A 19781-nucleotide genomic window follows, 5' to 3' on the forward strand; every position below is an offset into this window, starting at 1 on the left:
CCTTGCGGGAGAGGGTGGCGAGCGCGAAGCGCGAGCCGGGTGAGGGGTCAACGCTTCAATTGAAACCTTGACCCCTCACCCGCCCTCGCTCGGCTTCGCCTCCGCTCGGGCACCCTCTCCCGCAAGGGGAGAGGGGAGCGCGCAAGCGGCAGCGCTTTAAGACTACTTCACCGCCACGACATCGATCAGAGCCGACATGCCGCCATGGCCGGCGCCTTCGTGGATCTCGGCGTCGTATTCGCGGATGTCGAGCGACGAGAAATCGCTGAATGCCTTCTCCAGCATGTCGCGGGTGTAGAGGTTTTCGATCTTCGACGGGCCGCCGGTTTTGTATTCGAGTTGTTTCGGCGTGTAGCCCTCGAGCAGAAGCAGCCCGCCTTTCTTCAGTGTGCGTTTGATGCCGGCGAAAATCTTCTCCCGCTCGTCCGGCGTCGCGAACTGGAAGAAGATCGCAGCCACCACGTCGAAGCTGTCGGCTGGATAAGACCAGTTGATTACGTCGGCCTGTTCGACGCGCAAGGTGACGCCACGGTCGGCGGCGAGCTTGCGCGCCTTTGCCTGAGCGTTCGGCGAGAAGTCGAGCGAGAGGACATCAAGCCCCTGTTCTGCGATAAACACGCCGTTGCGGCCTTCGCCGTCGGCGATCGCCAGCGCCGTCTGTCCTTTGCGGAGAAGATGGGCCTGCTGCTTGACGAAGGCGTTCGGCGCGGTGCCGAACAAATAGCCCGGTGCGCCGTAGCGCTCTTGCCAGCGGTCGTGTTCAGCTTGGCTCATGGTCGTCCCTGTTCTTCCGTCATCCCCGCGAAAGCGGGGATCCAGTACGCCGCAGTCTATCGATAGCACACAGCGTCCTGGATCCCGGGTTTCGCGGAGCCTGTCATCGGGCCGCGCTTTGCGCGGACCCGTTGGCTCGCCCGGGATGACGAATACTAATGCCTTCCGCCGAAGATCGCGCTGCCCACGCGCACATGAGTTGCGCCCATGGCGATCGCTGTGGCGAAATCCGCGCTCATGCCCATGGACAGCAGCTCGAGGCCGTTGCGCCGGGCGATCTGCGCCGTGAGCGCGAAATGCGGACCCGGCGCTTCGTCCACCGGCGGAATGCACATGAGGCCCGCGACCGTCAGCCCGTACGAGTCGCGGCAGGCTTTGAGAAAATCATCGGCGGCTTCGGGCAGAATGCCTGCCTTCTGCGGTTCGGCGCCGGTGTTGATCTGCACGAACAGCAGGGGTGACCGGCCCTGCTTGGCGATCTCTTTGGCCAGCGCCTCGCAGAGACTCGCGCGGTCGACCGAATGGATGGCGTCGAACAGCGCTACCGCCTCTTTCGCCTTGTTCGATTGCAGTGGTCCGATGAGGTGCAACGACAGGTCGGGATTCTTCGCCAGCAGCGGCGGCCATTTGGCCTTGGCTTCCTGCACGCGGTTCTCGCCAAAAACGCGCTGCCCGGCCGCGATCGCCGGCTCGATCGCTTCGGCGCCGAAGGTTTTGGACACGGCGATGAGCGTCACGCTCGCCGGATCGCGGCCGGCGTCGCGGCAGGCGCGCGCGATGTCCGCGCGGACGGCGTCGAGGCCTGTGGTGGGCGTAACCGTGTTCATGCCTGTCGTTGCCGGCTCGTTCTATGAGGCACCGTGCCTACAAAAGTGCCGCGATGGGCGCAACTCACGGCCGCGCCGGCCTGGCCCCTCCAATCCTGTTGCATTGCAGCATCATGCGACGAAATACTGATGAATTGACGCTTTCCCGATACCGCATTGCATCATAATTGCCGGTCATGGACGTCTCGCCACCTGTCTCGCCAGTTCCCACCCGGCTTCCTTTGCTCGCGCTTGCGTTGGCGTCGTTCGGCATCGGCACGACCGAATTCGTCATCATGGGCCTGTTGCCGGATGTCGCCGCCGATCTTGGCGTGACCATCCCGACGGCGGGCCTGCTCGTCACCGGCTATGCCCTCAGCGTCGCCTTCGGTTCGCCCTTCCTGGCAGTGGCCACCGCGAAGATGGATCGCCGCAAGGCGCTGCTGGTGCTGACCGGCGTGTTCATCCTCGGCAACATCCTGTGCGCCCTGGCGCCGAACTATTGGCTGCTGATGGGCGCGCGCATCGTCACGGCGCTGTGTCACGGCGCCTTCTTTGGCCTCGGTTCGGTCGTCGCGGCCTCCCTGGTTCCGCCTCAGAAGAAAGCGCAAGCGATCGCCATGATGTTCGCCGGCTTGACGGTGGCGAACATCCTCGGCGTGCCATTCGGAACGGGTCTCGGTCATGCGCTCGGTTGGCGCACGACCTTCTGGGCGGTCGCCGTCATCGGCGCCGCCGCCGCGCTCGCGCTGGCGGCATGGCTGCCGCGCGCCATTCCGGTGCCGCGGATGCAGCTCGCGCAGGAGGCGCGCTCGCTCGGGAGCACGCAGGTCATCCTCGCGATGGCGATCAGCGTGCTCGCCTCGGCCAGCCTGTTCAGCGTGTTCACCTATATCGCGCCGATTCTGCTCAACGTGACGGGGCTGTCGCCGCACGCCGTGACGTTGATGCTGCTGTTGTTCGGCGCCGGCCTCACGCTCGGCAATTTCATCGGCGGCCGGCTCGGCGACTGGCGGTTGATGCCGACGGTGATCGGCGTCTTCGTGCTGCTCGCACCGACGGTCGCGCTGTTCGCCTTTACCAGCGCCTGGGCCTGGGCGGCAGCGGCGACCATTTTCGTGTGGGGCATCCTTGCGTTTGCGCTGGTGCCGCCGTTGCAGATGCGCGTGGTGATCGAGGCCGCGCGCGCGCCCAATCTCGCTTCGACTCTCAATCAAGGCGCCTTCAATCTGGGGAATGCGACCGGCGCGTGGATCGGCGAGGTGGTGCTGACGGCGGGTCTGCCTTATGCCCAGCTGCCCTGGATCGGCACGGCGCTCGCCGCTGCGGCGCTGGTGCTGGCGATCGTGTCGCACCGGCTCGATGCGCGCACGGGCGTCGCGGCGTTGGCGGAATCGTAGGCGATCGGCTCGCGGTCGCCGGGCCGTCAGATGAACGGCCGCGGCCTGTTTTCGGCCATGTCCTCGCCGGCGATCTCGACCAGGAGCTTGCGGTTGATGATTTCAAACATGCGATTGTGCCAGCGCACCGACTGCGAGGCGAGCAGACGCTTGAGCGTCTTGTTGGTGTGCACCAACGACATGCCGAGCGTGTCGGCGAGATGCTGCTGCGTGAAGGGAAACTGGATCGCGTTGTTCTTGGCGAGGCCGGCTTCCTCGGCACGCACATAAAGATGCAGCAGCAGATAGGCCGTGCGCTCGAGCGCCGTGCGGCGGCCGAGGCTGACGAGATGCGAGTCGATGAGCTGCTCCTCGCGCGCGGCGAGCCAGGTGATGTCGAAGGCGAGCGAGGGGAAGCGGGAATAAAGGTCCCACAATTTGCTGCGCGGGAAGACACACAAAGTCAGCGGCGTCAGCGCCTCGACTGAGTGCTCCATCTCACGCATGACCGTGCCCTGCAGGCCGACCATGTCGGCCGGCAACGCGTAATTGAGGATCTGCCGCCGGCCGTCATCGAGCATCTTGTAGCGGAACGCCCAGCCCGACAGCACGGTGTACAGATACTCGCTCTGTGTGCCTTCGCGCAGGAAGCTCTCGCCCGGCTCGATGCGCAACTCGTCGCTCTTGAACGTTTTGACGAACGCCAGTTCGTCCGGCGTGAACGGCCGCAGGTTCGGTCTGCGACGCAGCGGGCAAAATTCACACGGCGTCGCCTGCCCGTTTGTCCGCCCCGGCCCCAATGCCATCGTATGTCGATGCCTCTGCTGTTGAGTGGCAGCCGCATATCATACGGCAATGTGCCGGTGTTGCGCCATTTCACGCCCGGTATGTCATTTTTAAATGCCGCCCTCCGAAATTCGTAGGAGAAGGACCCCGCCCCGCTTGGACGGGGTCGCACGAGAATCCCGATGTCACAATCTGACGTGGTGCTGAACGGCAAGCGCTGTCTTGTGCTTGACGACGAGTTTCTGATTGCGCTCGATATTCAACAAATCCTCGAAGCGGCGGGTGCCGGCGACGTGGTCTGCGCGGGCAACGTCACCGATGCGCTTGCGGCCCTGGAGCGCACCCCATTCGACATCGCCGTGCTCGATCTCAAGCTGAGCGGCACGCCGCCGACCAGCTTGGTCGTCGCCGACGCGCTGGCCAAACGCGGCACGCCGATCGTCTTTCTCACCGGCGTGCGCGGCGACGACGTGCACACGGCACGATTTCCGCACGCGCCGGTGGTGAGCAAGCCGTACGAAACGGCGTTGCTGATACAAGCCGTCGCACGTGCTCTTCTAAGCAAGTGATCGCGCCGGTCAGGCCGCCGCCTGCCATTGGGCCATCGCATCCTTGGCCGATTTCTTCAGATGCACTTTCTCGTCGATCTCATCGACCCAGTCGACCGGGATCAGATGATGCTTGCCGCCCGACTTTGGATCGTCCTTCGTCAGCTTGATGCGAGCGCCGTCGAGGTGGTCGACCGTACCGACATGCGCGCCGTCGGATCCGCAGACTTCCATATGTTCCTTGATCTGTTGCGTATTGACCATTGAATGGCTCCCTGGGTTGCTGCGGAGTCAACCCAGGTGGGGCGGGACCGTTCCTCGTCTGATGGCGCAGCGCCTGCCGAGGCCCGCGGCGGCCTCCCGGCCGGCGCCCCCGGGGGGAGGGCATGTCCCCGTTGACCCAGCGCTGCTTCCATGCGACCACCCCGGCGCCGCAAAAAGAGCCGGAAATGACTGCCGATTCGAGCAAAAACGAGCGCGCCGACCGCTATAACGCCCGCGAGGCGGAGACCCGTTGGCAGAAGGCCTGGGACGCCCAGGGCATCTTCGCCACCAAGAACGACGATCCGCGCCCGAAATATTATGTCCTGGAGATGTTCCCCTACCCGTCGGGGCGCATCCACATGGGCCACGTCCGCAACTACACGATGGGCGACGTGGTCGCGCGCTTCAAGCGCGCCATGGGCAACGCCGTGCTGCACCCGATGGGCTGGGACGCCTTCGGCATGCCGGCGGAGAACGCCGCCATCGACCGCAAGGTGCATCCGAAGGAATGGACCTACGCCAACATCGCGGCGATGAAGAAACAGCTCCAGTCGATGGGGCTGTCGCTTGACTGGGCGCGCGAGGTCGCGACCTGCGATCCGACTTATTACAAGCACCAGCAGCGCATGTTCCTCGACTTCCTCAAGGCGGGGCTGGTCGCGCGCGAATATCGCAAGGTGAACTGGGACCCGGTCGACCACACCGTGCTCGCCAACGAGCAGGTGATCGATGGCCGCGGTTGGCGCTCGGGCGCCCTGGTCGAGCAGCGCGATCTCTATCAGTGGGTCTTCAAGATCAGCGACTACGCGCAGGACCTGCTCGAGGCGCTCGACACGCTCGACCGCTGGCCGGACAAGGTTCGGCTGATGCAGAAGAACTGGATCGGTCGGTCGGAAGGCCTGCTCGTCCGCTTCATGCTCGATACGGCGACGACGCCGTCAGGCGAGACCGAACTCGAGATCTTCACCACGCGGCCGGACACCTTGTTCGGCGCCAAGTTCATGGCCATTGCGCCGGATCATCCGCTGGCGCAGGCAGCGGCAGCGAAGAATCCAAAGCTTGCCGAATTCATCGCCGAGGCCAAGCAGATCGGCACCGCGCAGGAAGCGATCGATACTGCCGAGAAGATGGGCTTCGACACCGGCATTCGCGCCGTGCATCCGTTCGATCCGAATTGGAAACTGCCGGTCTATGTCGCCAACTTCATCCTGATGGACTACGGCACAGGCGCCATCTTCGGCTGCCCGGCGCACGACCAGCGCGACCTCGATTTCGTCAACAAGTACGGTCTCGGTAATACGCCGGTGGTGCTGCCGCCAGGCCAGGACCCGAAGACTTTCGCCGTCACCGATGTCGCGTATGACGGCGACGGCACGATGTTCAATTCGAAGAACGATGTCGTCGACCTCAACGGCATGACGCCGCAGAAGGCTTTCGACACGGTGGCCAATACGCTAGCCGCGACGACGCGCGGCAATCGACCGGTGGCGCAGCGCCAGGTGAACTATCGCCTGCGCGACTGGGGCATTTCGCGTCAGCGATACTGGGGCTGCCCGATCCCGATCATTCACTGCGAGCAGTGCGGCGTCGTGCCGGTGCCGGTCGCCGACCTGCCGGTGAAGCTCCCGGACGATGTGACGTTCGACAAGCCGGGCAATCCGCTCGACCGGCATCCGACCTGGAAGCACGTGAAGTGTCCGTCCTGCGGGGGCGAGGCGCGGCGCGAGACCGATACCATGGACACCTTTGTCGACTCGTCCTGGTACTTCACGCGCTTCACCGATCCGTGGAACGAAGCCGAGCCGACGACGCCGGCTGTCGCCAATCGCTGGCTGCCGGTCGATCAATATATCGGCGGCATCGAGCACGCGATTTTGCATCTTCTCTATTCGCGCTTCTTCACCCGCGCGATGCACAAGACCGGCCACGTGAATATCGACGAGCCCTTTGCCGGCTTGTTCACGCAAGGCATGGTCGTGCACGAGACCTATCGCGACAAGGCCGGCAACTGGGTCGAGCCGGCCAATGTCACCATCGAGGGCATGGGTGACGCGCGCACGGCCAAGCTGACGGCGACCGGCGAACCGATCGAGATCGGCTCGATCGAAAAGATGTCGAAGTCGAAAAAGAACACGGTCGACCCCGACGACATCATCGGCGCTTACGGTGCCGACACCGCGCGCTGGTTCATGCTGTCGGATTCCCCGCCCGAGCGCGACGTGATCTGGACCGAGGAAGGCGCGCAAGGCGCCTGGCGCTTCGTGCAGCGGCTCTGGCGCCTCGTCGGCGAGATCGCCAATGTGCCGGTGGTCGCCGCGCGGCCCGCGCAGTTCTCGGAGCAGGCGCTGGCGTTGCGCAAGGCGGCGCACCGCGCGCTCAACAATGTCACCGACGACATCGCCCGCCTGCGCTTCAACCGCTGCGTCGCCCACATCTACGAATTCGCCAACGCGCTGTCGGAGGGGATCGGCTCGGTCGAGACCGCCCCTGCCGATGACCTTGCCTGGGCGCTGCGCGAGGCCGGCGACATCCTGGTGCGGCTCTTCCACCCGATGATGCCCCACCTCGCCGAGGAGTGCTGGGCCACGCTCGGCCACAAGACCCTGGTCGCGACCGAGGCCTGGCCGCAGGTCGAGGGCGACCTCCTGGTCGAGAACACCATCACCCTGCCCGTGCAGATCAACGGCAAGAAGCGCGCCGATGTGACCGTGCCGCGGGAGGCCGGGAAGGACGAGATTGAGGCTGCCGTTCTGGCGCTCGATGCGGTACAAAAGGCCCTGGACGGCAAAAGCCCGAAAAAGGTCATCGTTGTCCCGCAGAGGATCGTGAATGTGGTCGCTTAACCATCTGCTGTCATTCCGGGGCGTCTGCCGCAGCGAAGCGAAGGCGGACGAACCCGGAATCCAGACGCAGCCGTCTGACCCTCGTTCTGGATTCCGGCTCTCGCGGCGTTGCCGCTCGGCCGGAATGACAATGAGATTGATTGTCGTCATTGGCCTCGCGGGCCTGACCGCCGGCTGCTTCCAGCCGATGTATGCGGAGCAGACCGCCGTCGGCAGCGCCGTCGCGCCGGGCATCAAGACCCAGATGGATTCGGTCGAAGTGCCGGACATCAAGGCGCCGTCCGGCTCGCGCCTGGCGCGCATCTCGAACGAGGTGCGCAACAATCTGATCTTCGATCTCACCGGTGGTAGCGGTGGGTCGGCGCCGCTGTATCGCCTGAACGTGAATTTGTCGTCGAGCCTGCAGCAGGTCATCGTCGACATCACCAGCGGCCGTCCGGACATTCAGAACTACGGTCTCGACGCTTATTACACGCTGACTGAAATCGCGACGGGCAAGACGGTGGTCACGAGCCAGACCTTTGCGCGCGTGTCCTACAACATCCCGGGTCAGATGCAGCGCTTCGCCGGCGACCGCGGCATGCGCGACGCCGAAAACCGCGCCGCCAAGGTGATCTCGGAGAATATCCGCAATCGCCTCGCCTCGTATTTCACGGCGGGGACATAAGACCGTGCAATACGCACGGCGCACACAACCTCTCCCGTCACCCTGAGGTGCTTGGCGCGGAACGCGCCAAGCCTCGAAGGGTCTGAGCATCTCGGTTGCTCTCGTTTCCGGGAGTCAGAGCCCCTTCGAGCCTCGCGTGCTCACGCACGCTCGCTCCTCAGGGTGACGGAAAGCGGAGTGGTGCCACTGTCGACCCACATGGCAAACAACAACGGTCTTCCGCCGCGCCCCCTCCTCACCGCCGCCACGCGTGACGGCCTCGTGCTGCCGGTACTCGACCTCACCGATCCGCGCTTCACGGTGCCGGACGATGCGGCAAGCCTTGAACGCTTGTTCGGCACGGTGATCGAGGAGGAACGTCGCCGGCGCCACGTTCCGAAATTCATCCTGCGTTGGATGCTGCGCCGCGCGGCGAAGCGCTCGCGGTTGTTGCGGGCGCTGTTCGGTGAGAACACGTCGTTCCTCGACGCTATCAGCACTTATGTGATGAAGCTCGGGCCGGACAATTTGCCGCCGTCCTACGACAGTCCCGCGGACAGGCGCATCGCAGCCTCCCCCAACCTTACGCTGTTGCGGTTGCGGACCCAGCAGGTCGCCGGACTTCTGGCCGATGCGCTGGTCCCCGCACTCGAGCGCGCGCCGTCCGCGCCGCTGCGCCTCGTCAACATCGCCGGTGGCACTACGATCGACAGTTTGAATGCCCTGATGATGCTACGCCGGCGCAACGACGCCCTGTTGCGCCGGCCGATCGTCATTCACGTGCTCGATCAGCAAGATGCCGGCCCTTTCTTCGGCCGCAACGCGCTCGCGGCGCTGAGGCAACCCGGCGCGCCTTTGGCCGAACTGGATATCACCTTCGACCACCGTCTCTACGATTGGACCGATACCGCCACGCTCGAAGCGCTGTTGCGCGAGGTCACGGCAGCCAATGCCGTCGCCGCGGCGTCGAGCGAGGGTGGCCTGTTCGAGTACGGAACGGACGAGGCCATCATCGCGAACCTGCGCGCCCTGCATGCCGGCGGCGTAATGGCTGTCGCCGGTTCGGTGACGGCCAGCCATGCCGCGCGCCGGCGCATGTTGAAGCTCAGCCGCTTCAAGCTGTTCCCGCGCGGCCTCGAAGGATTTGCGCCCTTGGCGGCGCAGGCCGGCTACCGGATCGCCCGCGCCGAAACCAACCACTCCAGCGAGCAGGTGCTGCTCGCGCCGGCATGAGACGTCAGGCGCGGCCGCGTTGCGCTCGCCTGCCGCGGCGATTAGCTTGCGGCCGATGACCGCCGTCAAAGCCGCCGATATCGACCGTTTCATTGCCAAGCCAGATCCGGCGCTGCCGATCGTGCTGGTCTACGGGCCCGACGCCGGCCTGGTGCGCGAGCGCGTTGACGCGCTGGTCAAGGTGTCGGTCGACGACCCCAACGATCCGTTTGCCTTCGTGCGCATCGAGGGCGAGGACCTGTCCGGCAATCCGTCGCGGCTGGTCGAAGAGGCGCACACGGTGCCGCTGTTCGGCGGCCGCCGCGCCGTGCTGGTGAAGGCCGGCTCGCGCAACATCGCCGCGGCGGTCGAGATGGTGGTCAACGCACCGTCGCCGGAATGCCGCGTCATCATCGAGGCCGGCGACCTGCGTAAGTCGTCGCCGCTGCGCGCGATGTGCGAGAAAGCGAAGGTTGCGGCGGCGCTGCCCTGTTACGTCGACAACGAGCGCGATCTGGCGCGGCTGATCGACGACGAGATGCGCGCGGCCGGTCTTTCGATCGCGCCGGATGCACGCGCCACGCTGTTGTCGCTGTTGGGCGGCGATCGCCTCGCGTCGCGCAACGAGATCCGCAAGCTGGCGCTCTATGCGCAGGGTCAAAGTCGGATCGAGGTCGCGGACGTGATGGCGGTGGTGGCCGACGCCTCGGCGCTGGCGCTCGACGGCGTGATCGATGCCGCCTTTGCCGGCAAGACGGCCGATGTCGATGGCGAGTTCTTCAAGGCGCGCGCCGGAGGCTCGTCGCCGGCGGCGATTATCTCAGCGGCGATCCGGCATATCGCCAGCCTGCACAAGATGAAGCTGGCAGTGGATGGCGGTGACTCGGTCGACTTCGCCATGCAGCGGGGCGCGCCGCCAGTGCATTTCAGCCGCCAGAAGCTGGTCGGCGATGCCTTGCGTCTGTGGACCGCGCCGCGTCTTGTCCGCGCCATGCAGCAGCTCGCCGAGGCCTCGCTCGATGCCCGCCGCAACGCCGTGCTGGCGGAGGCGATCGCACAGCGCACGCTGCTATCGCTCGCGGTGAACGCCCGCAAACGCGGCTGATCCGCCGTTCAAACGTTAGCTTTTGCTTGCTCGAACCGCGCGAATTGCCGGGCGCCGCTGGGCGTTGCGGTAAAGCTTTCTGCGGTAGCAAAGTAGGATGCAGGCGAACCCAAAAGATCTGCGCGGGTGGCGAGGGGCCCTACAACGGGCGGGCCTGGCGTATGGCGGCCGGGTCGATCCACGCCACCTCTATGGATACATCGGCGCGGTCACCGCCGCGCTGCTCGTTCTGATCGGCGCCGCGCTGGTCTTCGGCCGCTCGATGCTGGTCCCGCCGCCGCTGCATATCGATGCGGCCGCGCCAGCCGGTGTCCGTCCGTCCGGACAGTTCTTGCGGCGGCTGCCCGACGGCCACACCTGCCGCTACACCGTTTTCGACAACAACCTCGGCCAGGCGTCGCAAGACAAGCTCGGCCGCTGCGAAGAGGTGCTGCCACAGCCGGCTGGGCCCGGCGAGACCGCCGCCTCCAAGCTCGACATCCGCCCGCACAGATTCTCCTGGGGCGGGCGCTGAGCGCCTGAGGCCTAGAGATTGAGCTGATAGCTGTGCGGCACCCAGCGATAGCCGCCCTGGGCGCGATCGATCCAGCCCAGCGACGGGAACGGCATGTGGAAGCTGGCCACCATCAGCCGGTCCGTCGCCAGCATGTCGAGGATGCGCTTGCGCGTCGCGACGGCCTTGTCCTTGTCGTCATCCATGTCGAAGAACCAGTCCGGCCGCTGCACGCCCATGACGAAATGCGTGAAGGTGTCGGCGGTGATCATGAAGCGCTTGCCGTCGCTTTCGATGTGGAACGCCATCAGTCCCGGCGAATGGCCGAATGCGTCGACCGCGGTGATGCCCGCGGCCACTTGATCGCCGGGCTTGATGAAGGTCGCGCGGTCGGCGAGCGGTGTGCAGATCTTGACGAACAGCTCGCGATTGAACTTGCGCGCCTCGCGCACACCCTCGTTCTTCTGCCAGAAATCGTACTCCGTCGCGCCGAAGACGTAGCGCGCATTCTTGAACACCGGCTGGCCGCCTTCGGTGAGGCCGCCGATGTGATCGGGGTGGCCGTGCGTGGTGACGATGACGTCGATGTCCTCGGGCTTGTGGCCGAGCTCGGCGAGCCGCGCGATCAGATTGCCCGCCGGCATGCGCGTCTTGAGCTGTTCGTATTCGCGGGGCAGCGCGCCGTTGCCGGTGTCGAACAGCACGAGCTCCTTGCCGGTGTTCACCAGCGTCGGCACGTTCGGATGCTCGAGGCGCGCCGGGTCGATGTTGTTGGCCCGGGCGAGAGCCTCGACCTCACCGGCCGAGGCGTTGGCGCCGTACAACGGATGCACGCCCTCGCGCACCGACTTGGAATCCAGGATGGTGGCGATCTCGAAGCCGCCGAGCTTGAAGCGGTAGACACCCGGCTGCAGCGGGCCTTGCATTGAAGCGGGCATTCCTCGTTCTCCCCGACCTTGTTGGTCTGTTGTCTCGCTCTTTAGCAGCGGTGCGCCCCTTCGATCCAGCCCGTTGACGAGAGTCAAAGTGGCCGCCGCCGCCCTGGCGCCTAATATCGCCCGGTTCTATGGTTGATGTTCCACAACAGAGGGGGCTGACGATGGCGAAGAAACGGAAGAAGGCCAAGAAGGCAAAAAAGACGAAGGCGAAAGCGAAGACGGTCAAGCGGGCGGCGGCAAAACGCCGGACCTCTTCGAAGGCGCGAAAAGTCGCTGCGAAGACCAAACGCAAAACGGTGAAGAAGGCCAAGCGCCGCACGAAGCCGAAGACACTTGGCCAGCGCGTCGCCGGCGTGTTCGGCGTGTTCACCGATACGATCCGCGACACCGGCAAGTTGCGCGACAAGCTCGAGCCGCCAGCGACCTCCGAGACGGAGTAGCAACCGCGACCGCTCCGGGACGCGGGCGTCAGCGCCCGCGCACCGGAGGGGAGCCGGTATTTGCCTAAAATTATCGGCACAATTTGCGACCGCGTTTTACGCGAGTTTTAGCGCCGGTATCGGAAGCTACCGCCAGGACTGGGGGGCACCAGCCGGCGGTTTAGATGTCATCGGAAGCATCGTCGTCACGGCGTTATTCTCGCGCATTCGTCACGCTCTGCCGCCGGGCAGCACTGTCCGGTCTTCTTGCTGTCGCGCTCGCGGGCGGCGTCTTTTGGTCCGAAGCCGGCGACAGCGCCGCGATGGCTGTCGCTGCCATTCCGCAAGAGGCGCGGCCGGAGGTGGTGATCGTGTCGCTCGCGACGGCGGCCTCATGGCCTGAGACATCGGCGCCGGCCGTGGCCGCGCCCTCCCCCGCTCCCGCGGCTGCGGAGAATCTCGCCTCGCTGCTCAAGGCAAGTGCCGTCGTCGACCATCGCATGGCGACGCGACCGACGTTCGCCGCCGAGTATCGCTCGCTGCGCCGGCTCGCGGCCCTGATCGACCTGCCGCGCTTGCGCGACGGCGCCTCCATCACCGGCATCGCTTCCACCTACAATCCCTATCGCGATGGCCCGACCGAAGGCGGTGTGCAGACGGCCTCCGGGGAGTTCTACGATCCGACCGGCTGGACCGCCGCCATCCAGACGAGCCTGCGCGTGCAGTTCGGCGGCGTGCGTTATGGCCGCCTCTACCGGCCGGCTTACGTTCTGGTTGAGTGCGACGATAGGCAGGCGATCGTGAAGATCAACGATGTCGGTCCGTTGAAGCCCGGCCGCGTCATCGATCTGAATGAGCGCGCGATGCGCTACTTCGATCCGTTCCTGCGCCGCGGCTTGCTCGCCGACGTGCGCGTGACGTTGTTGCCGGGCGAGGACTGGCTGCCGGGCCCGGTCGGCGGCGCCGGTCTCATTCAATACGCGCTCGCGGCGCGCTAACGCGCGATGCGTTCGATGATCAGCAGGCCGATCATCGCGATCAACAACAGGCCGAAGAAGCTCGCCGGCAAATAGCCCCAGCGGCGGCTATGGGACCAGCGCGGCAAACAGGCGACCGCCGCCACGGCAAGGACAAGCAGCAACAGCAGAGCCATTGGCGTCATTGCTCCTTGAGCAGTCTGTAGACGGCGCCGCCAAGGCCGATGAGGCAGCCGATCAAGAATACATATTGCATGACCATCAATGCACCGCTTGGCGCCTCGGTCTGCGTGCTGATCGTATAGATCAGCCACAGCACGACCGCCGCGCTCACGATCGCCATCAATCGCCAGTGGCTGCCAGATCGTTCGGTCATCGCATGCTCCCAGGACCTCGAGGTGTCGCGGAGGTTAGTTGTGTTTTCGGCGTCGGGCTTGGGCTGGACGGCGCGGGCGCATGGCATGGGAGGAGAGCAGGGACGGGATCACGGCGCCGGACATGGGGGAGCTCGCATCAAGATACCGCTGCGCCGCCGGCATGGTCGGCATGCGAAATTTCGCGGCTGCGCCATGTGTTTTTGCGGCCGGATTAACCGGCGTTACAGCCCTGCCGGCTAGTGTCGCGTCCATGCAGGACGAGCAACGCCAACACGAACGCCGACCGATCGATCTCGTTGTCGAGGTTCAAGCACCGATCAAATGCGTGCTGAGCGACGTCTCGGCGCTCGGCGCGCGCCTGACGGTCGACTGTGCGACCGTACTGCCGAACGAGTTCATGCTCGTTCTGAATAATGAGTTGCGCCGCTGGTGCCGCGTCAAGTGGCGCTCCGACGACCAAGTCGGTGTCGAATTCGTCGCCATGCCGGAAGCGCATGTGCGGTCGGAAGACAGCGACGTCAGCCGGCGCGTGGCCTGATCTCAAACACGGCTGACGTCGTGCGCTGATGCCAATGTCGTTCGGCTATTGCTGACGCGACGTTAGAGCGTATCTCGTTTAGTTGGAATCGGCTCACATTCCGCTCGCCCCCGCGAAAGCGCGGGCCCAGGGCCAAAAGCACCGATATTCAGATGCCGCGCTGGATGTCCATCGCAAGTCGGCTGTAGCCGACTTGCGTACTATAGGTGATGGACATCGGGTAAACCCGATGTCCATCGCAAGTCGGCTGTAGCCGACTTGCGTACTATAGGTGGTGGACATCGGGTAAACCCGATGTCCATCGCAAGTCGGCTGTAGCGCGACTTGCGCACGATAGGTGGCGGGAATGAACGGTGCGTGTTTCACACCTGACTATAAACTGATCTAGCCGCCGAGCTTACGAAGCACAGCGTCGAGCTGATCGAGATCCGTGTACTTGATGTGCAGGGTGCCGCCGTCACCTTGATGGTCGACGGATACGTCGAGACCGAGGATGTCCGACATGCGGCGCTCCAGCGCCAGCGTATCGGGATCCTTTTTCGGCGCTTCAGCCTTGCCAAGCTTCTGCTCGATCTTCTTCTTGATGCCGTCGAAGGTCTTGTCGCCGGGCTGGCCTTGTTCTTCCTGGCGCACCCACTCTTCGAGCTGACGCACGCTGTAGCCTTCCTCGATCGCCATGCTGGCGAAGAGTTCGGCGTTCGGGTGGCCGACGAGCAGACGCGCGTGGCCGGCCGATAGCTTGCCCTCGCGTACCCAGCGCTTCACCTGATCGGGCAGCTTGAGCAGACGCACGAGGTTGGCGATGTACGGCCGGCTCTTGCCGATGATCTGCGCCACCTGCTCCTGCGTGTGGTTGCACTGCTCCATCAGCGCGACATAGCCGGCCGCTTCCTCGATCGGGTTGAGGTCGGCGCGCTGCACGTTCTCGATGATGGCGAACTCGAGCGACTGCGTGTCGGTGGCGTCGACGATGGCGATCGGCACTTCATGCAGACCGGCGCGCTGTGCGGCGCGCCAGCGCCGCTCGCCGGCGATGATCTCGTAAGAGTCGCGCTCGTTCGGCACTTCGCGCACGACGATCGGCTGGATGATGCCGCGCTCCTTGATCGAGTCGGAAAGCTCGGCGAGTTCCGCCTCGGTGAATGTGCGGCGCGGGTTGCGCGGGTTCGGCTTGAGCGTCTCGATGGGGGCTCGACGCGGCTTGCGCGAGGCCTCAGGCGTCGCAGCGGTGTTCGATTCCTCGCCGACGTCACCGATCAGCGCCGCGAGACCGCGCCCCAATCGTGAATGATCCGCCATGGCCGCCGCTCCTGGTCTGCCCGACACGCTACTTTCCTTTTTTCGTTGACGCTATCACGGAGCGTTGCGCTGCTCTCTTCTTCATCCCTCCCCTGAAAGGGGAGGGTCGATCCGAGCAAAGCGAGGATCGGGGTGGGGCTTACTCTCGTTGCGAAGCGACCTCACCCGGCTCGCTGCGCTCGCCACCCTCCCCGCGCCGAAGTCGGATGTTTCCGACTTCGGCCACTTTAATTCCGAACTCGGGTAAACCCGAGTTCGGTGGGGAGGGATTAGCCCGCGGCCTTCATCGCGCGCTCGCGCTGGATGATCTCGGTGGCGAGCCGCAAGTAAGCTTCGCTGCCGACGCATTTGAGGTCGTACACCAGCACCGGCTTACCGTAGGACGGCGCCTCCGAGATGCGCACGTTGCGTGGGATCACAGTCTCGTAGACCTGCTTGCCCATGAACTGGCGGACGTCGGCCACGACCTGGTTGGCAAGGTTGTTGCGCGAGTCGAACATCGTCATGACGATGCCGTGGATCGACAGGTTCGGATTGAGGTTCTTCTTCACCTCGTCGACCGTCTTCAAAAGCTGCGACAGGCCTTCCAGCGCGAAGAACTCGCACTGCATCGGCACCAGGATCGAATTGGCCGCGGCCATCGCGTTGACGGTGATGAGGTTGAGTGACGGTGGGCAGTCCACCAGCACGTAGGTGAAGTTGAAGGCCGGCGTGCCGTTGTTGATGTTGTGAAGCGCGGTGCGCAGGCGGAAAGCGCGGTCGCGCTCGCGCCCGATCTCGAGCTCGAGGCCCGAGAGGTCCATGGTCGACGGCGCGAGGTGAAGCTGCGGCACGGCGGTCGGGATCACGGCATCGCGCATCGGGGCGTGGCCGGTGAGCACGTCGTAGGTCGAGGTGCGGCGCTGCTTGCGCTCGATGCCGAGGCCGGTCGAGGCGTTACCCTGCGGGTCGAGATCGACGATCAGCACGTGTTCGCCGATGGCGGCGAGCGCGGTGCCGAGGTTGATGGCCGTGGTGGTCTTGCCGACGCCGCCCTTCTGGTTGGCGATGGCGATCACGCGCGGCGCGCTGGCAGGCGCCGTGGCCACGGGCTTGGTGAAGGGCACGACCTGCGGTTCGGCGGGCGCTGCTTCGGGCGGATCGATCGTGTCGGTCATTGGCTTAGTCCTCGGCTTTCCACCGTGTTGGCTCTCTGTGTGCCTGCCGGCGCCCCACACTCCGTTCGTTCCCGCGCAAGCGGGAACCCAGGGTCACACAGCACAGCCTCTCCGCTTCTGGCCCTGGGTCCCCGCTTGCGCGGGGACGAACGGCCTCAATTCTCTCAAGCCTGCCGCCGCGACAGCCCCCGGACCACCACGATACAGCCTTCGGGACTCGTCTTGCTGGGCACCTTCTCAACCGCAAGTGTCCAATATTTAGCGGCTTCGGTCAATTCGGCATCTACATCTTGTCCCTTCGGGAACAGGCCGATGGCGCCGCGTTCAATCAGGGGATGCGCTTGATCGCACAACAGTTTCAGCGGCGCCAAGGCCCGGGCGGTGACCACATCGACCCTATCCCCAAAGCTATCCCCAGTATCCTCGATTCGCTTGGCGTGTACGATCGCGGGCACGCCGGTGACGCGGATAGCCTCGCGCAAAAACGCGGCTTTTTTTCCGTTGCTCTCCACCATGTGCACCATGGCCCCGGGCCGTTCGGCGAGCGCGCAGGCGAGCGGCAGCGCCGGAAAGCCGCCGCCGGAGCCGAAGTCGACCCAGATTTTGGCGTTGGCGGGTGCCAAATCCAAAAGCTGAAGTGAATCAGCAACATGCCGCACCCAAAGGTGCAGCATAGTTGCAGGTGAAATTAAATTTGTTGCGGCCTGCCACTGCAGCAAAAGCGCGACGAACTTATCCAGCCGTACGGCTGTTTCCGGTGAAACCGGCGTCAGCGCCAGCGCTCTCGCTCTGTCGGCGGCAAGGTCCGGCGCCGCGGCTTTCTTGCTCACGCGCGCTTACTCACGCGCTCTTCGCCGGCTTGCCGCGGCCGCGCTTCACATGGGCGACCAGCAGCGTCAGCGCCGCCGGGGTCACGCCGTCGATCTTCGCCGCATGACCGATGGTGCGCGGTTTTTGCGCCGCAAGCTTTTGCTTCACCTCGTTCGACAGCCCGGGCAGCGCGGCGTAGTCGAGATCGTCCGGCAGCGTGAAGGACTCATCGCGGCGATACGCGGCGACGTCCGCGGCCTGGCGCGAGAGATAGACATCGTACTTGGCGTCGATCTCAATCTGCTCGGCGATGTTCGGCGCGAGCGCGCCAAGCTGCGGCCAGATCTTCGCGAGATCGGCGATGGCGATCGTCGGATACGACAGCAGCTCGAACGCGGTGCGGCGCTGGCCGTCTTTGTTGAGCGCCAGACCATGTTGCTCGGCTTCGCGCGGCGTGAGCGACACCGACTTCGCGAACGCGCGCGCGTCGTTCAATGCACGACTCTTTGCCTCATGGAATCGCGTGCGTGCAGCACCGACGCAGCCGATGGCGATGCCTTTGTCGGTCAAACGTTGATCGGCATTGTCGGCGCGGAGCTGTAAGCGATACTCGGCGCGCGACGTGAACATGCGATAGGGCTCGCTGACGCCGCGCGTCGTGAGATCGTCGACCATCACGCCGATATAGGCTTCGGCGCGATCGAAGGTGATCGCATCGCTGTTGCCGGCGAGCGCCGCTGCATTGAGACCCGCAAGTAGTCCTTGCGCGGCGGCCTCTTCGTAGCCGGTCGTGCCGTTGATCTGACCGGCGAGGAAAAGGCCCGTCAGACGCTTGGTTTCGAGCGTCGGCTTCAACTCGCGCGGATCGACGCAATCATATTCGATGGCGTAGCCGGGACGGATGAACTGCGCGCGCTCGAGGCCGGGGATCGTCGCGACAAGCGCGTGCTGCACGTCTTCCGGCAATGATGTCGAGATGCCGTTCGGATAGACGGTGTGATCCTCCAAGCCTTCCGGCTCGAGGAAGATCTGATGGCCGTCGCGCTCGCCGAATTTGACGATCTTGTCTTCGATCGACGGGCAGTAGCGCGGCCCCCTGCTCGCGATCTGGCCCGAATACATCGGCGAGCGATGCACGTTGTCGCGAATGATCGCATGCGTCGCGGCGACCGTGCGCGTGATGCCGCATTCGATCTGAGGATTGGTGATGCGTTGCGTGAGCATCGAGAACGGCTCGGCCGGATCGTCGCCGGGCTGCATCTCGATGCTTTGCCAATCGATGGTGCGGCCATCGAGGCGCGGCGGCGTGCCGGTCTTCAAACGCCCCAAGGCAAAGCCGGCGCGTTCGAGGGTCTTCGATAGGCCAATGGCCGGCTCTTCGCCGACCCGGCCGGCGGGAATCTGCTTCTCGCCGATATGAATGAGGCCGCGCAGGAAGGTGCCCGTCGTTAAAACGACGGCGCCGGTGGCGATCTCGCGGCCATCCTTGAAGATGACTCCACAGACGCGGCCATCTTTGACGATGAGATCGTCGGCCTCGGCCTCGATGATGGTGAGGTTGGGAGTGGCGCGCAGCTCCCGCTGCATGGCCTGCGCATAGAGCTTGCGGTCGGCCTGCGTCCGCGGGCCGCGCACGGCGGGGCCTTTGCGGCGATTGAGGACGCGGAATTGGATGCCGCCGGCGTCGGCCACGCGGCCCATGAGGCCGTCAAGCGCATCGATTTCGCGGACCAGATGGCCCTTCCCCAACCCGCCGATGGCCGGATTGCAGGACATCGCGCCGATCGTCGCGAACTGATGCGTCACCAACGCAGCCGTTGCACCCGTGCGAGCCGACGCAGCCGCCGCTTCGCAGCCTGCGTGGCCGCCGCCAATCACGACAACGTCGAAGCGCGCATCCATCGGGGGTGTCCTTGAATGCGGCGCTTTTAGCCGAGGATTGGCGGAGGGTCTACAGGCTCGACGCCATTCGGCGGGCCGTGGCGGGACGTCGGCGTGAGTGTTTCACGTGAAACATTCTCTTCGAACGGGCCCCCCCGTCGCCGATAGCCCGACGGCTCTGGCCAATAGAGGTGAACAGCCCGGACGGAATTGGCAGCCGTTCGAGGGCGCCCGCGCGTCAGCCGGTGGTGGCTCGGCTTTGGATGTGGCCGATGACGGCGGATGGCCGGCATAAGGGGGACGCAGACGCCGATGTCGGTCGCGGCCCGGGGCAAAGACGGCACCCGCCCAGGCCATCATTCGGCGATCGGTAAGGTGAGCCCACCCGAACGTCTGTAGGCGGCGAACTGTCCGGCCCCACTATACCGTCTGGCTCCAATATGACGCCGAGATCCGTGGCAGGTGCCTGGCCTGGCAGCAGACGTTGGACTTCGGTCCGGCTCTGGGAGATGGCTCTCGACTCCGACGG

At 65.0% G+C, this 19781-nt stretch carries 21 protein-coding genes; 10 read left to right on the forward strand and 11 right to left on the reverse strand.

Translation table 11 applies throughout. The features are described 5' to 3' along the window. Window positions 1-162: 162 nt before the first annotated feature. Both DW352_RS19055 and DW352_RS19060 read right to left on the reverse strand, forming a co-directional pair. Window positions 163-774 (reverse strand): class I SAM-dependent methyltransferase, encoded by a 612-nt coding sequence (locus tag DW352_RS19055; RefSeq protein WP_115692810.1) that lies wholly within the window; start codon window positions 772-774, stop codon window positions 163-165. A gap of 155 nt (window positions 775-929) precedes the next feature. Beyond that, complete coding sequence (locus DW352_RS19060) at window positions 930-1601, reverse strand: YggS family pyridoxal phosphate-dependent enzyme (protein ID WP_115692811.1); 672 nt, start codon at window positions 1599-1601, stop codon at window positions 930-932. A 176-nt stretch (window positions 1602-1777) separates the two neighbouring features. On the opposite strand from DW352_RS19060, the gene DW352_RS19065 reads away from it, so the two are divergent. Beyond that, window positions 1778-2980 (forward strand): MFS transporter, encoded by a 1203-nt coding sequence (locus DW352_RS19065; RefSeq protein WP_115692812.1) that lies wholly within the window; start codon window positions 1778-1780, stop codon window positions 2978-2980. A 26-nt stretch (window positions 2981-3006) separates the two neighbouring features. Here the strand turns inward: DW352_RS19065 and DW352_RS19070 are convergent, their stop codons facing one another. Further along, window positions 3007-3765, reverse strand: a complete 759-nt coding sequence (locus tag DW352_RS19070) for a Crp/Fnr family transcriptional regulator (protein WP_115692813.1) — start codon at window positions 3763-3765, stop codon at window positions 3007-3009. Window positions 3766-3927: 162 nt separating this feature from the next. Between DW352_RS19070 and DW352_RS19075 the strand changes: the two genes are divergently transcribed. Then, entirely contained in the window at window positions 3928-4314 is a 387-nt protein-coding gene (locus DW352_RS19075; protein ID WP_115692814.1) for a response regulator, read from the forward strand. Between the two features lie 9 nt (window positions 4315-4323). Here the strand turns inward: DW352_RS19075 and DW352_RS19080 are convergent, their stop codons facing one another. Continuing rightward, window positions 4324-4557: a DUF2171 domain-containing protein gene (locus tag DW352_RS19080; protein WP_115692815.1), complete on the reverse strand. Its 234-nt coding sequence runs from the start codon at window positions 4555-4557 to the stop codon at window positions 4324-4326. A gap of 185 nt (window positions 4558-4742) precedes the next feature. Here DW352_RS19080 and leuS point away from each other — a divergent pair, with 185 nt between their 5' ends. From leuS to DW352_RS19105, 5 genes are all read left to right on the forward strand, one after another. Next, the gene (gene leuS, locus DW352_RS19085; RefSeq protein ID WP_115692816.1) at window positions 4743-7400 is read left to right on the forward strand and encodes a leucine--tRNA ligase; all 2658 of its coding nucleotides are present in this window, start codon (window positions 4743-4745) and stop codon (window positions 7398-7400) included. Window positions 7401-7530: 130 nt separating this feature from the next. Continuing rightward, a complete protein-coding gene (locus DW352_RS19090; RefSeq protein ID WP_245434183.1) occupies window positions 7531-8067 on the forward strand; it encodes an LPS assembly lipoprotein LptE in 537 nt (178 codons plus the stop codon). A gap of 180 nt (window positions 8068-8247) precedes the next feature. Beyond that, window positions 8248-9279, forward strand: coding sequence for a hypothetical protein (locus DW352_RS19095; protein WP_162827059.1), 1032 nt, complete (start codon window positions 8248-8250; stop codon window positions 9277-9279). A 55-nt stretch (window positions 9280-9334) separates the two neighbouring features. Then, on the forward strand, window positions 9335-10363 hold the full coding sequence (gene holA, locus DW352_RS19100; protein ID WP_115692819.1) for a DNA polymerase III subunit delta: 1029 nt from the start codon (window positions 9335-9337) through the stop codon (window positions 10361-10363). Between the two features lie 97 nt (window positions 10364-10460). Continuing rightward, window positions 10461-10877, forward strand: coding sequence for a hypothetical protein (locus DW352_RS19105; RefSeq protein ID WP_115692820.1), 417 nt, complete (start codon window positions 10461-10463; stop codon window positions 10875-10877). Window positions 10878-10888: 11 nt separating this feature from the next. Here DW352_RS19105 and DW352_RS19110 read toward each other — a convergent pair whose 3' ends face one another. Further along, window positions 10889-11794, reverse strand: coding sequence for an MBL fold metallo-hydrolase (locus DW352_RS19110; RefSeq protein WP_245434184.1), 906 nt, complete (start codon window positions 11792-11794; stop codon window positions 10889-10891). A 161-nt stretch (window positions 11795-11955) separates the two neighbouring features. On the opposite strand from DW352_RS19110, the gene DW352_RS19115 reads away from it, so the two are divergent. Together DW352_RS19115 and DW352_RS27390 are read left to right on the forward strand one after the other, a co-directional pair. After that, complete coding sequence (locus DW352_RS19115) at window positions 11956-12234, forward strand: hypothetical protein (protein WP_115692822.1); 279 nt, start codon at window positions 11956-11958, stop codon at window positions 12232-12234. A gap of 164 nt (window positions 12235-12398) precedes the next feature. Further along, window positions 12399-13211: a septal ring lytic transglycosylase RlpA family protein gene (locus DW352_RS27390; RefSeq protein WP_245434185.1), complete on the forward strand. Its 813-nt coding sequence runs from the start codon at window positions 12399-12401 to the stop codon at window positions 13209-13211. On the opposite strand, the gene DW352_RS19125 is transcribed toward DW352_RS27390, so the two are convergent. Together DW352_RS19125 and DW352_RS26940 are read right to left on the reverse strand one after the other, a co-directional pair. Continuing rightward, entirely contained in the window at window positions 13208-13366 is a 159-nt protein-coding gene (locus DW352_RS19125; RefSeq protein WP_162827060.1) for a DUF3309 family protein, read from the reverse strand. The two genes, DW352_RS27390 and DW352_RS19125, sit on opposite strands and share 4 nt — an antisense overlap. A 5-nt stretch (window positions 13367-13371) precedes the next feature. Further along, the gene (locus DW352_RS26940) at window positions 13372-13566 is read right to left on the reverse strand and encodes a hypothetical protein (RefSeq protein WP_162827061.1); all 195 of its coding nucleotides are present in this window, start codon (window positions 13564-13566) and stop codon (window positions 13372-13374) included. A 251-nt stretch (window positions 13567-13817) separates the two neighbouring features. On the opposite strand from DW352_RS26940, the gene DW352_RS26945 reads away from it, so the two are divergent. Then, the gene (locus DW352_RS26945) at window positions 13818-14105 is read left to right on the forward strand and encodes a PilZ domain-containing protein (protein WP_162827062.1); all 288 of its coding nucleotides are present in this window, start codon (window positions 13818-13820) and stop codon (window positions 14103-14105) included. Window positions 14106-14489: 384 nt separating this feature from the next. Here the strand turns inward: DW352_RS26945 and DW352_RS19135 are convergent, their stop codons facing one another. From DW352_RS19135 to mnmG, 4 genes are all read right to left on the reverse strand, one after another. Then, window positions 14490-15404, reverse strand: a complete 915-nt coding sequence (locus DW352_RS19135) for a ParB/RepB/Spo0J family partition protein (protein WP_115692825.1) — start codon at window positions 15402-15404, stop codon at window positions 14490-14492. A gap of 269 nt (window positions 15405-15673) precedes the next feature. Next, window positions 15674-16561, reverse strand: coding sequence for a ParA family protein (locus DW352_RS19140; protein ID WP_115692826.1), 888 nt, complete (start codon window positions 16559-16561; stop codon window positions 15674-15676). Between the two features lie 164 nt (window positions 16562-16725). Further along, the gene (gene rsmG / locus DW352_RS19145; RefSeq protein ID WP_115692827.1) at window positions 16726-17391 is read right to left on the reverse strand and encodes a 16S rRNA (guanine(527)-N(7))-methyltransferase RsmG; all 666 of its coding nucleotides are present in this window, start codon (window positions 17389-17391) and stop codon (window positions 16726-16728) included. Between the two features lie 10 nt (window positions 17392-17401). Next, window positions 17402-19273, reverse strand: a complete 1872-nt coding sequence (mnmG, locus tag DW352_RS19150; protein ID WP_115692828.1) for a tRNA uridine-5-carboxymethylaminomethyl(34) synthesis enzyme MnmG — start codon at window positions 19271-19273, stop codon at window positions 17402-17404. Window positions 19274-19781 lie beyond the last annotated feature (508 nt).

It is taken from the genome of Pseudolabrys taiwanensis, assembly GCF_003367395.1.
In the GTDB taxonomy this organism is placed as follows: Bacteria; Pseudomonadota; Alphaproteobacteria; order Rhizobiales; family Xanthobacteraceae; genus Pseudolabrys; species Pseudolabrys taiwanensis.

Coding starts and splice junctions, on each gene's coding strand:
- DW352_RS19055 (WP_115692810.1), bottom strand. CDS start 774: ATGAGCCAAGCTGAACACGACCGCTGGCAAGAGCGCTACGGCGCACCG.
- DW352_RS19060 (WP_115692811.1), bottom strand. CDS start 1,601: ATGAACACGGTTACGCCCACCACAGGCCTCGACGCCGTCCGCGCGGAC.
- DW352_RS19065 (WP_115692812.1), top strand. CDS start 1,778: ATGGACGTCTCGCCACCTGTCTCGCCAGTTCCCACCCGGCTTCCTTTG.
- DW352_RS19070 (WP_115692813.1), bottom strand. CDS start 3,765: ATGGCATTGGGGCCGGGGCGGACAAACGGGCAGGCGACGCCGTGTGAA.
- DW352_RS19075 (WP_115692814.1), top strand. CDS start 3,928: ATGTCACAATCTGACGTGGTGCTGAACGGCAAGCGCTGTCTTGTGCTT.
- DW352_RS19080 (WP_115692815.1), bottom strand. CDS start 4,557: ATGGTCAATACGCAACAGATCAAGGAACATATGGAAGTCTGCGGATCC.
- leuS (WP_115692816.1), top strand. CDS start 4,743: ATGACTGCCGATTCGAGCAAAAACGAGCGCGCCGACCGCTATAACGCC.
- DW352_RS19090 (WP_245434183.1), top strand. CDS start 7,531: ATGAGATTGATTGTCGTCATTGGCCTCGCGGGCCTGACCGCCGGCTGC.
- holA (WP_115692819.1), top strand. CDS start 9,335: ATGACCGCCGTCAAAGCCGCCGATATCGACCGTTTCATTGCCAAGCCA.
- DW352_RS19105 (WP_115692820.1), top strand. CDS start 10,461: ATGCAGGCGAACCCAAAAGATCTGCGCGGGTGGCGAGGGGCCCTACAA.
- DW352_RS19110 (WP_245434184.1), bottom strand. CDS start 11,794: ATGCCCGCTTCAATGCAAGGCCCGCTGCAGCCGGGTGTCTACCGCTTC.
- DW352_RS19115 (WP_115692822.1), top strand. CDS start 11,956: ATGGCGAAGAAACGGAAGAAGGCCAAGAAGGCAAAAAAGACGAAGGCG.
- DW352_RS27390 (WP_245434185.1), top strand. CDS start 12,399: ATGTCATCGGAAGCATCGTCGTCACGGCGTTATTCTCGCGCATTCGTC.
- DW352_RS19125 (WP_162827060.1), bottom strand. CDS start 13,366: ATGGCTCTGCTGTTGCTGCTTGTCCTTGCCGTGGCGGCGGTCGCCTGT.
- DW352_RS26940 (WP_162827061.1), bottom strand. CDS start 13,566: ATGACCGAACGATCTGGCAGCCACTGGCGATTGATGGCGATCGTGAGC.
- DW352_RS26945 (WP_162827062.1), top strand. CDS start 13,818: ATGCAGGACGAGCAACGCCAACACGAACGCCGACCGATCGATCTCGTT.
- DW352_RS19135 (WP_115692825.1), bottom strand. CDS start 15,404: ATGGCGGATCATTCACGATTGGGGCGCGGTCTCGCGGCGCTGATCGGT.
- DW352_RS19140 (WP_115692826.1), bottom strand. CDS start 16,561: ATGACCGACACGATCGATCCGCCCGAAGCAGCGCCCGCCGAACCGCAG.
- mnmG (WP_115692828.1), bottom strand. CDS start 19,273: ATGGATGCGCGCTTCGACGTTGTCGTGATTGGCGGCGGCCACGCAGGC.